Source organism: Anianabacter salinae (assembly GCF_019061145.1).
Taxonomy (GTDB): Bacteria; Pseudomonadota; Alphaproteobacteria; order Rhodobacterales; family Rhodobacteraceae; genus Anianibacter; species Anianibacter salinarum.
This window is the reverse complement of the sequence record NZ_JAHQZS010000003.1, coordinates 45,240-60,810: the sequence shown is the minus strand read 5'-3', so window position 1 is coordinate 60,810 and position 15,571 is coordinate 45,240. Positions and strand designations below refer to the sequence as shown.

Genomic DNA, 15,571 nt, shown 5'->3' with positions numbered 1-15,571 from the left:
CGGGGCATGAACGGCGGAAATCTTCCGCTAGGTCAATCCGGTGATTGCCTTTGTCCCGCTTCGGGTCAATCCTTTGCCATGGGTGGCGATGGAGGTCCGGATGCCCGCTGAACTTCTGGTGAACGCTCGGTCCTTCCTGTCCCGCCTCAACGAGACGAACACCCGCGAATGGTTCCTTGCCAACAAGGCCGAATACGAGTCGAACCTGCGCGCGCCTGCGCAGCGTCTTCTCGACCGTGTGGCAGAGGATCTTGAACGGCTGACCAGAACGCCCATCGTCACAAAGATCTTCCGCCCGAACCGCGATGTGCGGTTTTCCAAGGACAAATCGCCCTACACCACGCATCTGCACATGCTGTGGCGTCAATCCACGCGCGACGACGGGCCGGGGTGGTTCTACGGCATCGCACCCGATTACGCCAAGGCTGGCTTCGGCTGGATGGAGTTCTCGAAGGACCAGCTTTCGGCCTGGCGGATGGCGATCGACGGGCCGTTCGGCCCCGGCGTTGACGCGGCGATCCGGTCGACCGGGCTGAGCCTGCCAGAGCCGGACCTCAAGCGTGTGCCGCAGGGGCACGAGCCGGACCATCCGCAGGCCGATCTCTTGCGCCGCAAGGGTCTTGTGCTGTGGCAGGACGACGTGGACAGTGACCCCGAGGCGCTGATCGAGGTGTTCCAAAAGGTCGATCCGGTGCGCCAGCAGCTTGAAGGGCTGCTCTAGGCGCAGCCCCTCCGGCGTCTTGTCCACAGCCAATGGCGCGTGCGGACTTTTCGCGCAGGCGCAAACCTGTTCTAATTACCAGAAACCAGAAAAGAGCAGTCCACATGGCCGACGACCTTCTCTCCGCGACCGGCGGCGACCAGACTTACGATGCATCCTCGATCGAGGTGCTCGAGGGGCTGGAACCTGTGCGCAAGCGCCCCGGCATGTATATCGGCGGCACCGACGAGCGGGCGCTGCATCACCTTGTCGCCGAAATCCTCGACAACGCGATGGACGAGGCGGTGGCAGGCCACGCCAGCCGGATCGAGGTGGAACTGAACGCCGATCATTCGGTGACGGTGCGCGATAACGGGCGCGGCATGCCGGTCGATCCGCATCCGAAGTTTCCGGGCAAATCGGCGCTTGAGGTGATCCTGTGCACGCTGCATGCGGGCGGCAAGTTCTCGGGCAAAGCCTATCAGACGTCGGGCGGCCTGCACGGTGTCGGTGCGTCCGTGGTGAACGCGCTGTCCGATCACCTGCGGGTCGAGGTCGCTCGCAACCGCGAACTGTTCGCGCAAGAGTTCGTGCGCGGCATCCCGCAGGGCCCGGTGATGGCGCTGGGCGCCACCAACAACCGGCGCGGCACCACGGTCACTTTCCACCCCGACGAGCAGATCTTCGGCGCGTTGCGGTTCAAGCCGGGGCGCATGATGAAGATGGTGCGGTCCAAGGCCTACCTGTTCTCGGGTGTCGAGATCCGCTGGAAGACGGCAATCGACGATGGCGAGACCCCGGCCGAGGCGGTGTTCCATTTTCCCGGCGGGCTTGCCGATTACCTGCGCGAACAACTGGACACGGCCGCGACCTATGCCGACCAGCCCTTTGCGGGCAAGGTCGAGTTCCAGGAACGCTTTGGCGTGCCCGGGTCAGTCGAATGGGCGATCAACTGGACCCCGTCGCGCGACGGCTTCATCCAGTCCTACTGCAACACGGTTCCGACGCCCGAGGGCGGCACCCACGAGGCTGGCTTCTGGGCGGCGATCCTGAAAGGCATCCGCGCCTATGGTGAGTTGTCGAACAACCGCAAGGCCAAGGACATCACCCGCGACGATCTGGTGACGGGCGGCTGCGCGCTGGTGTCGTGTTTCATCCGCGAGCCTGAATTCGTCGGCCAGACCAAGGACCGCCTTGCCACGACCGAGGCGGCGCGGCTGGTCGAACAGGCGGTGCGCGACCGCTTTGACAACTGGCTGGCGGCGGACACGAAATCGGCAGGCGCGATCCTCGATTTCCTGGTGCTGCGGGCCGAGGAGCGGCTGCGGCGCAGGCAGGAAAAGGAAACCCAGCGCAAGACCGCGACCAAGAAACTGCGCCTGCCGGGCAAGCTGGTGGACTGCACCGCTGCGGCCAAGGACGGGTCGGAAATCTTCATCGTCGAGGGCGACAGCGCGGGCGGATCGGCCAAGGCCGCGCGCGACCGCAAGACACAAGCGCTGCTGCCACTGCGGGGCAAGATCCTGAACGTGCTGGGCGCCGCGTCGTCCAAGCTGGGGTCGAACGCCGAGATCAGCGACCTGTGCCAGGCGCTTGGCGTCGGCATGGGCACCAGGTTCAGCATCGACGATCTGCGCTATGACAAGGTCATCATCATGACCGACGCCGACGTGGACGGCGCACATATCGCATCGCTGCTGATGACGTTCTTCTTTTCGCAGATGCGCCCGCTGATCGACCAGGGGCACCTCTACCTCGCCTGCCCGCCGCTCTACCGGCTGACCCAGGGCGCCAACCGCGTTTATGCCGTCGATGAGGCGGAAAAGGACGCTTGGTTCAAGAAGGGGCTGGGCGGCAAGGGCCGGATCGACGTGTCGCGCTTCAAGGGTCTTGGCGAGATGGACGCCAAGGACCTCAAGGACACCACGATGAACCCCGCCACGCGCAAGCTGATCCGGGTGCGGGTCGACGACGCGTTTCCGGGCGAGACCGGCGATCTGGTGGAGCGGCTGATGGGCAAGAAGCCGGAACTGCGGTTCCAGTACATCACCGAAAACGCCCGCTTCGTTGAAGAGCTGGACGTGTAGGGCGGAGCATGAACCCACCATTTCTGGTAAGAGAGAAACTTCCAGACAATTTCCTATATTGCCTTGGCATATATGCGCAAAGCTGCGCGCATCTTGAGCACACCGCGGCAGAATGTATATGTTTCATTGAAGGAGTTTTGCCGGAATCACCGGGCTTCGCGCGTCGATACAACACTCTAAGAATGCTCTCGACGACTGAACTGATAACTTGTTTCTCAAAATCCATACATATGAAAAATAATATTGAAGACACCCCCATCGAAATTCAGGAAATACCAGGATGGCTTCATCGCTTTAAGAAGAACAGACACCTCGCAATTCATGGAGCGTTCGAAACCCGCGGTGAGGGTTATCGCGCGTGGCATTCGACCAAAGACTTCGAAGACAATCCCTTGAACTTGGACCATGACGTCATCATCGAATCCTTGAACGATGTTGATAGGCTACTGCGTATCTGCAAACAGTTTAGGGCCGGGTTATTGGAGAACTTGGCAAGAAAACCGTCTGGCTAGTCACCGATCCACTCGGGCCAACCCAACCTATCCTGTTTTCCCGCTTCCGGCCTGCGGGCCCTGTGGTAATCTTGCTCTGCCGCGCGCATGCGGCGGATGGCTTACGGAACACAGAGATGAAGATCTGGATGGCGACTGCAGCGTTCGCTCTCGCAGCCGGAGTTGCACTGGCCCAAGGCACCGGCTCTGAAGGCTATTTCGAGCTCTACAACGACACCGAGGGCAACACGGTCGTCGGGTTCTACACCAACGACGGCACCGGCTGGTCGGACAACTGGATCGAAGGCGTGCAGATCGCGCCCGGGGAAAGTGGCACCGCCGAGTTCGTCGCCGACACCGGCGCCTGCGCGCAGACCTTCCAGGCCAGCTGGCTTGGACAGGACGGCAGCGAGGTGTTCGACGATCCCATCTCCATCGACATCTGCGCGGCGTCGAACGTCTATCTCAACGACAACGAGATCTATTTCGACTGACCTGGGATGGGGGGCTCTGCCCCCCGCCCTTCGGGCTCCCCCCGGAGTATTTCGAGACCAAAGATGCCAGCCCGTTTCAGGTGACGCGCCCGTCTTCCAGCCGCAGCGTGCGGTCCATCCGAGCGGCGAGGTCGAGGTTGTGGGTGGCGATCAGTGCCGCAAGCCCGGTCTCGCGCACCAGCTTCATCAGCGCGTCGAACACCCTTTCCGAGGTCGCGGGATCGAGGTTTCCCGTTGGCTCATCCGCCAGAAGCAGCTTTGGCTGATTGGCCAACGCGCGGCAGAACGCGACGCGCTGTTGCTCGCCTCCCGACAGCTGCGCAGGGCGATGATCGGCGCGCGGCGCGATGCCGACACTGTCCAGAAGCGCGCGGGCGCGGTCGGTGGCGGCGCGGTCGGTGGCACCGTTGGCAAGCTGCGGCAGCACGATGTTTTCCAGCGCGGTGAACTCGGGCAGAAGATGGTGGAACTGGTAGACGAAGCCCACCAGCGCGCGCCGCGCATCGGTGCGGCGGCGGTCGCTGAGGCCGGTCATGTCGGTGCCGCCGATGCTGACCGTGCCTGCGTCCGGGGTATCGAGCAGCCCGGCCATGTGCAGCAGCGTCGACTTGCCCGCGCCCGAGGGAGCGACAAGGGCGACGACCTCGCCGGGCTGGACGGTGATCGAAGCGCCCTGCAGCACCATTACTTCGCCCGGTTTGCCGCGGTTGTAGGCCTTGGTCAGACCATCGAGGTGCAACACCGGATCACTCATAGCGCAGCGCCTCGACAGGGTTCATCCGCGCGGCGCGGCGGGCCGGGAAATAGGTGACGACGAAGGACAGGCCCAGCGACAGGGACACGGCGGACAGAACGTCGGGCCATTGCAGCTTGGCAGGCAGCGCGTAGATGCCGCGGATCGACGGGTCCCAGACGCCGCCGCCCGCGACGTAGTTCACCGCCGAGAAGATCGGGTCGATATAGAGCGCGAAGAGGCAGCCCAAGGCCACGCCCGCCGCCGTTCCGATCAGCCCGGTGGAGGCCCCGCAGATGAAGAAGATGCGCAGCACCGATCCTTCCGTCAGGCCGATGGTGCGCAGGATGCCGATGTCGCGGCCCTTGTTCTTGACCAGCATGATGAGGCCCGAGACGATGTTCATCGCGGCGATCAGCACGAGGATCGACAGGATCACGAACATCACGTTGTCCTCGACATCGAGGGCGCGCAGGAAACTGCCCGCGCTGTCGCGCCAGGTCCAGAGCATCGTGCGCTCGCCCGCTGCAGCGATCAGCGCGGGGGCGAAGCGGTCCACCTGCTCGGGGGTGTCGACCATCACCTCGATCTCGTCGGCGCGGCCATCCTTGTTGAAGAAGCTCTGCGCTTCGGCAAAGGGCATGTAGATGCGGGTCCGGTCGATGTCGTAGCGCCCGGCGGTGAAGATGTAGACCACCGGGTAGGCGTTCACGCGCGGCGAGGTGCCGAAGGCTGTCTTGACCCCGTCGGGCGAGATCAGGCGCACCCTGTCGCCGATCCCGACATTCAGTTCGCGCGCGATGCCCGAACCGATGGCAATGCCGCCCTCGAAATCGTCGATCGACCCGACAGAGTTTTCGGGATCGGCAATGCGGGGGATGCCCTTGAGGTCTTCCTCGGTGATGCCGTAGACCTCGGCGCCGGTGTTGGCGCTGCGCAGGTTGGCCATCACCTGCCCCTTCACCAGCGGCGCGGCGCGGGTGACGCCGTCGATCTGCGCGATGCGGTCCGCCAGCGCGTCGTAGTCAGTCAGCGTGCGCGTGGTCTGGCCGTTGTCGTCGACATAGACCGACGAATAGACGGTGACGTGAGCGTTCGCGCCAAGGATCGTGTCGACGAATTCAGCACGAAAGCCCGAGCGCACGGCCAGCGTGGCGATCAGCGCGAAGACGGCAAGGGTGATGCCGATCAGGCTGATCCAGGTCATCACGCTGACGCCGCCCTCGGCCCTGCGGGCGCGCAGGTAGCGCCAGGCGATCAGCCATTCGAAACGGGAGAAGGGGCGAGTTCTGGTCACGCGCGCGGCCTTTGCTGGATTACCGGCGCAGGGATAGACGATGGGCGCGCGGGGTCAAGCGCGCCGGGCTTCACGCTTGCGGGACAGGGCCAGGGCGACGAGGGCAAAAGGCCCCCGTCGCCTGCTGGATCAGCTGCGCCATTCCCAGGGCCGGGTGAATTCGCCCAGCGTATGCGCCACCGCGTCCTCGTCCACTTCTCCGGTCTTGTGCAGACGCGCGACAAGGCCACGCTTCTTGTCCTCGATCACTTCGGTGACCTCGGCCTTCAATCCGGCGCCCGCCAGAGCCGCGTTGTAGACGCGGGTGATCGCCTTGCGCCGCAGGTCGGGCTTGAACACCTTGCCGACCGCAGTCTTGGGCAATTCGTCCAGCACTTCGAGATACTTGGGATGCGCCGCCCGCTCGTGGATATGGGCGTTCGCGTGATCCAGAAGGTCGGCCTCGGTGACGCTCGCGCCGTCCACCAGTTCGACATAGACGCAAGGCAACTCGCCCGCGAAGGCGTCGGGCTGGCCGATCGCACCGGCAAAGGCGACGGCCTCGTGGCTCAGCAGCGCCTCTTCGATGATTGCCGGGTCGATGTTGTGGCCGCCCCTGATGATGACATCCTTGGCGCGGCCGGTGATCCAGAGATAGCCGTCGGGATCGAGGCGGCCCAGATCGCCCGTGCGCAGGAAATCATCGGCATAGAGGTTCTTGTTCTTGGCCACCTCGGTGTAGGTATTGCCGACAAAGACGCCGGGGCTGGCGACGCAGATCTCGCCGACCTCGTCCGGCGCGCATTCTTTGGTCACGGCGCCGCTGGCATCGAAGTGCAGGATGCGGATGTCGGTGTGCGGGAACGGCAGGCCGACCGATCCGATCTTCTTGCTGCCCTCGGGCGGGTTGCAGGACACAAGACACGTCGCCTCGGTCAGGCCGTAGCCTTCGACGATGGTCACGTTCGTCGCCTTCTGGAAGCGGTTGTACAGCTCCACCGGCAGCGGGGCGGAGCCAGAGAACGCGACCTGAAGCGACGAGACATCGGCATCGACCTTGCGCTGCATCAGCGCGGACAGGGCGGTCGGCACGGTGATAACGAAAGTGACCTTCCAGCGTTCGATCAGCTTCCAGAAGTTGTCGAACACGCCGTCGCCGCGATAGCCCGCAGGCGTCGGGAACACCACATGCGCGCCGGTCGAGGCGACCGCAGACAGCACCACGACCGCCGCGAAGACATGGAACAGCGGCAGCGGACAGATCAGCGTGTCCTTTTCGGTGAACAGCAGCCGGTCCGCGATCCAGCCGTTGTAGACAAAGCCGGAATACTTGTGCTGCGCGACCTTGGGCATGCCCGTCGTTCCGCCGGTGTGGAAATACGACGCGATGCGGTCGGTGGTGGCATCCTCGAACTCAAGCGTCTTGGGTTGCTTCGCCATTTCCGCGTTGAAGCTGAGAACGCGCGCCTTGTGCCTGGGCGGGTTCTTGGGCCGGATCATCGGCACGATCAGCTTTTTCGGGCCGGTCAGGTAGCGCAAGAGGTCGATCTCGAGCACGGTGTGCACGTTGGGCGCCAACGCCACCGCCTCATTGGCCTTTTGCGCCACGTCGGTCTTGGGAAAGGCGCGCAGCGTGACAAGGACCTTTGCATTCGTCTCGCGCAGGATCGCCGCGATCTGTTCAGCGTCGAGCAGCGGGTTGATCGGGTTCACGATGCCCGCGATCTGCGCGCCGAACAGGGTATAGACCGTCTCGTTCGAGTTCGGCAGCAGGAAGGCGACGACATCGCCCTCCCCGATCCCGAGCGACCGGAACAGGTTGGCCGACTGGCAGGACCGTTCCAGCAATTCGCGCCAGGTGACCGTCTCGGCCTTGTCCTTGGGGCCGGAAAACATCTGGAACGTGACGGCATTGCGCTCGGGGTGCGCGGCCGCGGTCTTTGACAAAAGCTCGTAGAACGTCGTTGCGACGTCGCGCTTGTTCCACGGCATCTCGTCGGTGATGCGGTCGCGGTCCGCGGCGCTGGCGAATTCTCCCATGTCGTCTCCCTCCCGTAGACCCTTTGGCCGGGCCTTTTCCTGCACACAAAGTGGTGCGGGCGAGAATGCAACGCAAGTGTGACGCCGCGAAACGGGATTACTCGGCGGCCATGCCTTCGGTGAATTGCAGCCGCGCCAGCCGGGCATAGAGCCCGTTCTCGGCCACAAGGGACGCGTGGGTGCCATCCGCGACGATGCGGCCTGCCTCGAAGACAAGGATGCGGTCGGCCTTTTTCACGGTCGCAAGACGGTGGGCGACGATCAGCGTCGTGCGGCCCTTGGCCAGCGCGTCGACAGCGTCCTGCACCGCGCGCTCGCTTTCGGCATCCAGCGCCGATGTGGCCTCGTCCAGCAGCATCACGGGCGCGTCGCGCAGGATCGCGCGGGCGATGGCGATGCGCTGCTTCTGGCCGCCCGACAGCATCACGCCGCGCTCGCCGACATAGGTGTCATAGCCGTCGGGCAGCGCCGACAGGAAATCATGTGCGGCAGCGGCGCGCGCGGCGGCCTCGACCTCGGCATCGCTGGCGCCGGGACGACCGAAGCGGATGTTCTCGCGCGCGGTCGCGGCAAAGATCACCGGGTCTTGCGGGACCAGCGCGATATGGCGGCGGAAGGCAGAGCGTTCGAGATCGCGCAAGTCCTTGCCGTCGAGCCGGATCGCGCCGCTGCCCGGGTCATAGAAACGCAAGAGCAACTGGATGATGGTCGTCTTGCCCGCGCCCGAGGGGCCGACGATGGCAACCGTCTCGCCCGGCTCGATCCGCACGGACACACCGTCCAGCGCGGCGATCTCGGGGCGCGTGGGATAGTGGAACGTCACGTTCTCGAAGCTGATCGCGCCCTTCACCACCTCCGGCAACTGCGCCGGGTCTTCGGGGTCCTTCACGCTGTCCTGTGCGTTCAGCAATTCCACCAGCCGCTCGGTCGCGCCCGCGGCGCGCTGCAATTCGCCCCAGATCTCGGACAGGGCGGCGACGGAACCTGCGGTGAGCACGGCGTAAATGACGAACTGCACCAGCTCGCCCACGGTCATCACGTCGGCGCGCACGTCGCGCGCCCCGACCCACAGAACACCGACGATGCCCGAGAAGATCAGCGCGATCACGATCACCCGGAGCGCGGCGGAGATGGCGATGCGGCGGCGGGCGGCATCGAAGCTTTGCTCGGTCACGTCGCCAAAGCGCGTGTTCGACGCGGCCTCGTTGGTAAAGGCCTGTACGGTCTGCACCGACAGAAGCGCCTCGGAGGCATTGCCCGAGGAATTGGCGATCCAGTCCTGGTTCTCACGGCTGAGCGCGCGCAGCCTGCGCCCCAGCATGATGATCGGCACCAGCACCAGCGGAACGATCAGCAGCACAAGGCCGGTCAGCTTGGCCGAGGTGAACAGCATCAGAACGATGCCGCCCACAAGCATCAGGATGTTGCGCAGCGCGATCGACACGGACGAGCCGATCACCGACAGGATCAGCGTGGTGTCGGTGGTGATGCGGCTGAGAACCTCGCCGGTCATGATGCGTTCGTAGAACGACGGGCTCATCCCGATCATGCGGGCGAACACCGCCTTGCGGATGTCGGCCACCACCCGCTCGCCCAGCCGGGTCACGAGGTAATAACGAAGCCCGGTGCCCAGCGCGAGCAGCATGGCCAGCCCCAGCGCCGCGAAGAAATAGCTGTCGAGCAGGTTCTCCAGCGAGGTCTGGAAGCCGTCGACGACGCGCCGCACCGCCAGCGGCATGACAAGCGACACCATCGCGGTCAGGACAAGCGCCACGACGGACGCCACCATCAGCGCCTTGTAGGGCGCCATGAACGGCCAAAGCTGGCGCAGGGCGCTGAAATTGCGCGATGTCGCGCGGTCGCGGGGGTTTGTCTCGTCGGCCATGGGGTCTCTGATCTTGCGTCAGGCAGCAGATAGCCAAGGATCGGCCCGGCGGCAAGAACGCGCCTGTCGCACCCCCCCCCGTGCGCGCGGCGTCCAACTGTATTTTTCGCATGGGCTTGAAGTCCCGCCCCGCACCCATGAGCTATGCGCGAACCGGCCCGGCGAACGGGCGGCGCATTGCACGAGGTGAGACATGCTGACGACACTGGCCATGCTGATGGGCGGCCTTGTGCTTCTGGTGGTGGGCGGCGAATTCCTGGTGCGCGGCGCGGTGCAGGTGGCGACGCGGCTGGGCGTCTCGCCGCTGGTCATCGGTCTGACGCTGGTGGGCTTCGGCACATCGACCCCCGAACTCGTGACCTCGGTTCAGGCGGCACTGGCCGGATCGCCCGGCATCGCCTACGGCAACATCGTCGGCTCGAACCTTGCCAACATCCTTCTGATCGTCGGGGCCTCGGCGCTGATCTTCCCGATCGTTGTGTCCTCGGCCGCGCTGAAACGGGACGGTGCGGTGATGATTGCCGTGGCGCTGGTCTTCGCCGCCCTTGCCGCGTGGATGCCGATGACGCGGGCGGTCGGGGCCGCGTTCCTCGCGCTGCTTGCGGGCTACATCTATCTGGCGTTCCGGCAGGAACGGCAGCCGCAGCAATCCGGTCACGGGGCGGTCCACGACAAGGCTGCCGCGCTCGAGATGACGGACCCTGCCCTGCCCGTCGCCGCCGGTCCGACCGTCGCGGTGTCGGTGTTGACGGCCGTTGGCGGCCTCGCACTTGTCGTGTTGGGCGGCTATTTCCTTGTCGAAGGCGCGGTCGCCATCGCCCGCGGCTTCGGGATTTCCGAAACGGTAATCGGCCTGACCATCGTTGCCGTCGGCACCTCGATGCCCGAACTGGTCACATCCGTCGTCGCGGCATTGAAGAAGCAGACCGAAGTCGCGTTCGGCAACATCGTCGGATCGAACATCTACAACATCCTCGGCATCGGCGGCACCACGGCCCTGATCGCGCCGGGCTCGGTCCCGGCAGAGATCGTGCGCTTCGACGCCCCTCTGATGGTGGCCGTGTCGTTCGCGCTGATCGGCCTTGCCGCCACGGGCCGACGGATCAGCCGCGCGGAAGGCGGGGTGCTTCTGGCCGGGTATCTGGGCTATGTCTACCTGATCTGGCCAGCATGACGCCGGGCGATACAGCGCCACAATCTGCGCGATTTTTCAGGGAGACTGGTGCTGCCGGAGAGATTCGAACTCCTTGGGCAATGCGGCAAGTGCTTGATATGTCTAAACTTTATATCGAGGCGACACCAGTTGATGCTCTAGGTTCATGTACCAACCGAGGCCGGGCCGTTCAAGCCCGGCAACAGATCAATAGACTGAGAGACATCACGACGCCCAGCGCTCAAGTGCAGCCTGCGCAGCGGCAGGGTCTTCCTTGATCCTGAGGACTGTCTGCCGGGACAGGCCCGTCTGTTTGGCAACAGAAGAGGCTCCTGCCCCCTGTCCAAGCATCTCGACGACCACGGCCAGCGTATCACCGTCGTAGCTCGGCTTCTTGCCTCGGTACTTTCGCGGGTTGGCCTTGGCAGCGTCGATGCCAGCCCGTTGGGCTTCCTTGGTCGCTTCTGCCTGCGCCTGTGCAGATGCCGCCATGAAGGCGATCAGCGCGTCTCGTACAGCCTCCTGCATCGGATCGCGCGTTGCACCATCGAAGGTCATGTTGTTGATCACCGTGCGAACCACGACGCCACGGCGCATGAACTCGCGTATCGTGTCGGTCACGTCTTGGTAGTTGCGTCCAAGTCGATCAACCCAACGAACAACAAGCACGTCGCCTTCGCGCAGTTTGTCGTACAGCCGCTTGCCTTCTGGTCGGTCACTCAGGACAGACGAGACGCCAGATACGCCATGATCCGACACGACCTCGTCGATCACGAAGCCCGCCTTCTCGGCCTGCGCCTTCTGGTGTGACAGCGTCTGGTCTGCCGTGCTTACCCTTGCGTAGAGGATTGTCTTGGGCATGTTCCCTCCTTGTGTCCGATTGGGTGGTGCCCGATAGGTGATGTGTCCGTTGATCAAAGTCAACCCTTGCGGACACCTCAGGCACCAACACGACGACTGACCTCTAGGGTATACCCATGCGGACAGTGGAGAGGCACTCCACCATCCACCCTTGTCGTTCTTCTTGGGAGGTGTTGGCCGTCCATGGGCACACGGGGAAAATCGTCTTTCGGCCCAATCATGTCGGATGCATGTGAACTGCGGAAGTAGTAGGCCAAGTAGTCGACGTCCAAACACTTGGCAGGCCGTACGATCACAAGCGATGAAGCGATTGCGCCGGGACCATCCCTATCGACGACTCCAAACTTTCCTAGCGATCCCCGCAGGCAATAGAGAATGTCGCCCCGCTGGACTTTTCCAGACCCGAGAAGATCAAACCGATCTGCGGGAATAAAATCCATGCAGCCCCAACTGATTACTCCGTTGTTGATGTGTCCAGCGTTGATGAAGGGCACGCCGGACCGTACAAACGCCTTCCGACCGGGGTAGTTCTTCCCCCGATCACCATTCACGAAGGAGCATACATCCTCCAGTGCCACTTCGGACCATCCTTCTGGCGTTGCATCCTTCACAGCATCCCCCGAATGTCTTCGAGGATCGCCGCTGTCTCGGCATCCCGCGTCAGCATGTCGGCGATGATGTCCTCGGGCGAGCGCAGCGCCTCGGCCTCGGGCGCGTTGGGGTTCTTCACCGACAGGTCATAGGTCTCGCCGTCGATGGCATCCCGCGTCACCGTCCAGCTTTTCGGCCCCTCGGCACAACTCTTCTGCAGCTCGATGAACTCGGCCAGATCGTCGTCGTTCAGCGCGTTGGTCTTGCCCATGCTGCGCCCCGGATCGAGCTGGTAGTACCAGACCTGCCGCGTCGGTGCGCCCTTCTCGAAGAACAGCACCACCGTCTTGACCCCCGCGCCCTGGAACGTGCCTTGCGGGCAATCAAGGATGGTGTGCAGGCGACACGCCTCGAGCAGTTCCTTGCGCAGCGCGACGCTGGCGTTGTCGGTGTTGCTGAGGAAGGTGTTCTTGATCACCACCGCCGCCCTGCCTCCGGCCTTCAGCTTGCGGATGAAGTGCTGCAGGAACAGGTACGCCGTCTCGCCCGTGCGAATGGAGAAGTTCTGCTGCACCTCGCGCCGTTCGCCGCCGCCGAAGGGCGGGTTGGCAAGGATCACGTCGTGGCGGTCCTTGTCCTGTATGCCCATGGCGTCTTCGTTGAGCGTGTTGGTGTGCCGGATGTTGGGTGCTTCGATCCCGTGCAGCACCATGTTCATGATGCCGATGATGTAGGCGAGGCTCTTCTTCTCCTGCCCGTAGAAGGTCTTGCGCTGCAGCTTGTCCCAATCCGCCGCCGACAGGTCGTCCCGCCGCATGTAGTCGAAAGCCTCGCACAGGAAGCCCGCAGACCCGACCGCGCCGTCGTACACCGTCTCGCCGATCTTGGGGTCGGTGACCCTGACCATGGCCCGGATCAGCGGGCGCGGGGTGTAGTACTCGCCCCCGTTGCGGCCCGCGTTGCCCATGCGCCGGATGCGCGTCTCGTACAGCTCTGACAGCTCGTGGCGCTGGGCTTGGGTGTTGAAACTGAGGCTGTCGATCACCTCCAGCACGTCCCGCAGGATGTAGCCCGAGCGGAACTTGTTGCGCAGTTCGGTGAAGACCTCGCCGATCTTGTACTGGATCGTGTCCGGCCCCTCGGCCCGTTCGCGGTAGCTGCCAAGGTAGGGGAACAGCTCGCCGGTGACGAAGTCCACAAGGTCCTCGCCAGTCTTCGCGGCGTTGTGGTCGAACTGGCCGTTCACCTTGGGCGCAGCCCAGCGATCCCAGCGGTACTTCCCCTCGATGATCGGGGCATAGTCCTTGCCCTCGAGGTCCGCGCGGTCGCGGCGTTCCGTCTCGAGGTCGTGCAGGTACTTGAGGAACAGGACCCACGACGTCTGCTCGACGTAGTCCAGCTCGTTCGCGATCCCTTCCTCGGCCCTCAGTTGACGTTCGATCTGGTTGAACGCGTTCTCGTACATGCGGCCCCGCTCCCTCTGGTTGCCGTCCATTCAGCATCTTAGAGCGGGGCAGACAAGCGCTGAGCGCCTCACTCAGCGGCACGAAGGCCCATCGGCGACCAATGGACCACAGGCCGATACAGGCGCTTCTCAGCCGCGCTCAGGGCGTCACTCGTCAGGCAGGTATGACGGAATTTTCGTAAGCTCCCGAGCAAGCCCCGGCAGCATCACCTCGCTCTTTCCGTAGCGCTCTGCCGATTTCCCCAGCGACCGCCCGGTGATGTACGTCTTGGCGCTGTCCGACATCCCTGACCGCATCGCCATATCCTCGAAGAGGTGCCGCCACCCATGGCTGGGCGCTAGCTCCTTCCGGGTCAGCCCGACCTCTTCTCGCACCCAAGTCGCCACGGTGTTCTGTGAACGGGCAAGGAACAGCTTGCGGCCGCCTTCGGCCTTCACCTGCTGCACGAACTGGATCAGCCCTTCGGCCTCCAACTGAGGATGGACCGGCACCGTGCGGATCGAGTGGACGTTCTTGAGGCTGCGGCCACCCATGGTGCTGATGTTGTAGTACCACGCGCCCTCGTACCGGAAGAAATCATCCGGCTCCAAAGGCGCGACCTCGTTGATCCGCGCACCAGAAAAGGCGCACATCCAAGGCACCCAGCGAAGCGTTGGCTTGGCCTCTTCTCGTGCTGCCCTGAGTATCGCTCGCGCTTCGCTCATCCTCAGCGTACGGTCCTCGCTGGAGGCAGCGGCAGCTTCGGGAATGGGGACCACCGCCACAGGATTGCCGGTGGTGTATAGCTCTCCCAGAGACTGCTTCCTAACCCATTCAAGCAGGGCGCTGAGGTTCTGCAAGCGCTGCCGAATGGTGTTGTTGCTCAGCTCGCCCGACGAAAGCATTGATCGCTTCCAGCTATCCACCTCCTTGGCGGTCACGTTGTCGGCGCGGTCGCTTTGCCGGTGTTTGGAGAACTCCTTGGCCAGACGCTCGAACTTCGCCCGCGTCGCCTTCGGCATAGGCTTCGCCTCCCGGCCCGCAGCCCGTGCTTCGACCTCGTCGGCGATAACGCCTTTGAACGTCCAACCACAGCCGCCACCATCTGGCGGCTCCGGCTTCGACGACTCGAACGAGGGAAACGCTTTGGCCTTGCCATCTTCTGTGTAGTCGCCCAGCGCCTTGCGCCTGTTCACGGACGGCACATCCTGCATCGCCTGAGAAAGCTGCGTGACCAACCGCGCTCGTGATCCAGCGTCCACGACCAGCCCACGGCGACGCAGGACCGCGTTGGCCAATCCCCCGAACCGCCTTTCAAGGTCAATTGCCAGCGTCGTGTCGTTCGGGATGGCCAAGGCGTTCAAGCGCCCCTGTCTGGCCGCCAAGTCTGCCTCTGCCACGTCTTCCCACAGGGACGCAGAGCCGGGTTCTTCGTCCAGCAAGTCAATGAAGGTGTTCCTAGCCTCGCCAGCGAGCGCCACGGCCTGCTTGTGAGTGAGCTGCGTCAATTCGTTGCGAAGGACATCCCAAAGGCCATCAAGGGCTTCCAGTGCGGCAGAAAAACGCCGCCGCGCCTCTGCCCATTGCTTCGTCTGGAGGGAGACCTTGGCGTGAGACTTCAGCTTGATCTCCTTGTAGCTGTCGCCAACAGGGACCGACACTCTCATGCCCCGCGCCTTCTCGGCCACGTCGCTGGGCACGTGAATACGCAAGTAATAGGTCGAGCCGACCCTGACGGGTTGGGGCATGACAGGCCTCATCGTGTACTACCTCCGTGTACCAGTGGAGGCGTCGCAACGACTTACATGTCAGACA

Annotated in this window: 11 protein-coding genes; 4 read left to right on the top strand and 7 right to left on the bottom strand. The window is 63.8% G+C overall.

The window, feature by feature from the left end; all coding sequences use genetic code 11:
• Positions 1-100: 100 nt before the first annotated feature.
• The 3 genes from KTJ87_RS09160 to KTJ87_RS09150 all read left to right on the top strand — a co-directional run bounded on the left by KTJ87_RS09160 (position 101) and on the right by KTJ87_RS09150 (position 3,772).
• Positions 101-721: a TIGR02453 family protein gene (locus KTJ87_RS09160; RefSeq protein ID WP_267138816.1), complete on the top strand. Its 621-nt coding sequence runs from the start codon at positions 101-103 to the stop codon at positions 719-721.
• A 104-nt stretch (positions 722-825) separates the two neighbouring features.
• Complete coding sequence (gene parE / locus KTJ87_RS09155; protein WP_267138815.1) at positions 826-2,787, top strand: DNA topoisomerase IV subunit B; 1,962 nt, start codon at positions 826-828, stop codon at positions 2,785-2,787.
• 628 nt (positions 2,788-3,415) lie between these two features.
• The gene (locus KTJ87_RS09150) at positions 3,416-3,772 is read left to right on the top strand and encodes a hypothetical protein (protein WP_267138814.1); all 357 of its coding nucleotides are present in this window, start codon (positions 3,416-3,418) and stop codon (positions 3,770-3,772) included.
• Positions 3,773-3,848: 76 nt separating this feature from the next.
• Here KTJ87_RS09150 and KTJ87_RS09145 read toward each other — a convergent pair whose 3' ends face one another.
• The 4 genes from KTJ87_RS09145 to KTJ87_RS09130 form a co-directional block, all read right to left on the bottom strand.
• A complete protein-coding gene (locus KTJ87_RS09145; protein ID WP_267138813.1) occupies positions 3,849-4,526 on the bottom strand; it encodes an ABC transporter ATP-binding protein in 678 nt (225 codons plus the stop codon).
• Complete coding sequence (locus tag KTJ87_RS09140) at positions 4,519-5,802, bottom strand: lipoprotein-releasing ABC transporter permease subunit (protein WP_267138812.1); 1,284 nt, start codon at positions 5,800-5,802, stop codon at positions 4,519-4,521. The genes KTJ87_RS09145 and KTJ87_RS09140 overlap by 8 nt, the downstream gene beginning before the upstream one ends.
• Positions 5,803-5,931: 129 nt before the next feature.
• Positions 5,932-7,821, bottom strand: coding sequence for an acyl-CoA synthetase (locus KTJ87_RS09135; RefSeq protein ID WP_267138811.1), 1,890 nt, complete (start codon positions 7,819-7,821; stop codon positions 5,932-5,934).
• 97 nt (positions 7,822-7,918) lie between these two features.
• On the bottom strand, positions 7,919-9,706 hold the full coding sequence (locus KTJ87_RS09130; RefSeq protein WP_267138810.1) for an ABC transporter transmembrane domain-containing protein: 1,788 nt from the start codon (positions 9,704-9,706) through the stop codon (positions 7,919-7,921).
• A gap of 193 nt (positions 9,707-9,899) precedes the next feature.
• Here KTJ87_RS09130 and KTJ87_RS09125 point away from each other — a divergent pair, with 193 nt between their 5' ends.
• Positions 9,900-10,880, top strand: coding sequence for a calcium/sodium antiporter (locus KTJ87_RS09125; protein ID WP_267138809.1), 981 nt, complete (start codon positions 9,900-9,902; stop codon positions 10,878-10,880).
• Between the two features lie 204 nt (positions 10,881-11,084).
• Here the strand turns inward: KTJ87_RS09125 and KTJ87_RS09120 are convergent, their stop codons facing one another.
• The 3 genes from KTJ87_RS09120 to KTJ87_RS09110 form a co-directional block, all read right to left on the bottom strand.
• Positions 11,085-11,720 carry a recombinase family protein gene (locus KTJ87_RS09120; RefSeq protein ID WP_267138808.1) on the bottom strand — a complete coding sequence of 212 codons (636 nt, stop codon included), beginning with the start codon at positions 11,718-11,720 and terminating at the stop codon, positions 11,085-11,087.
• Positions 11,721-12,327: 607 nt separating this feature from the next.
• Positions 12,328-13,776 carry a class I SAM-dependent DNA methyltransferase gene (locus tag KTJ87_RS09115; protein ID WP_267138807.1) on the bottom strand — a complete coding sequence of 483 codons (1,449 nt, stop codon included), beginning with the start codon at positions 13,774-13,776 and terminating at the stop codon, positions 12,328-12,330.
• A gap of 147 nt (positions 13,777-13,923) precedes the next feature.
• Positions 13,924-15,504, bottom strand: coding sequence for a DUF6538 domain-containing protein (locus tag KTJ87_RS09110; RefSeq protein WP_267138806.1), 1,581 nt, complete (start codon positions 15,502-15,504; stop codon positions 13,924-13,926).
• Between the last annotated feature and the right edge of the window lie 67 nt (positions 15,505-15,571).

Coding starts and splice junctions, on each gene's coding strand:
- KTJ87_RS09135 (WP_267138811.1), bottom strand. CDS start 7,821: ATGGGAGAATTCGCCAGCGCCGCGGACCGCGACCGCATCACCGACGAG.
- KTJ87_RS09160 (WP_267138816.1), top strand. CDS start 101: ATGCCCGCTGAACTTCTGGTGAACGCTCGGTCCTTCCTGTCCCGCCTC.
- KTJ87_RS09145 (WP_267138813.1), bottom strand. CDS start 4,526: ATGAGTGATCCGGTGTTGCACCTCGATGGTCTGACCAAGGCCTACAAC.
- KTJ87_RS09150 (WP_267138814.1), top strand. CDS start 3,416: ATGAAGATCTGGATGGCGACTGCAGCGTTCGCTCTCGCAGCCGGAGTT.
- parE (WP_267138815.1), top strand. CDS start 826: ATGGCCGACGACCTTCTCTCCGCGACCGGCGGCGACCAGACTTACGAT.
- KTJ87_RS09125 (WP_267138809.1), top strand. CDS start 9,900: ATGCTGACGACACTGGCCATGCTGATGGGCGGCCTTGTGCTTCTGGTG.
- KTJ87_RS09130 (WP_267138810.1), bottom strand. CDS start 9,706: ATGGCCGACGAGACAAACCCCCGCGACCGCGCGACATCGCGCAATTTC.
- KTJ87_RS09120 (WP_267138808.1), bottom strand. CDS start 11,720: ATGCCCAAGACAATCCTCTACGCAAGGGTAAGCACGGCAGACCAGACG.
- KTJ87_RS09110 (WP_267138806.1), bottom strand. CDS start 15,504: ATGCCCCAACCCGTCAGGGTCGGCTCGACCTATTACTTGCGTATTCAC.
- KTJ87_RS09115 (WP_267138807.1), bottom strand. CDS start 13,776: ATGTACGAGAACGCGTTCAACCAGATCGAACGTCAACTGAGGGCCGAG.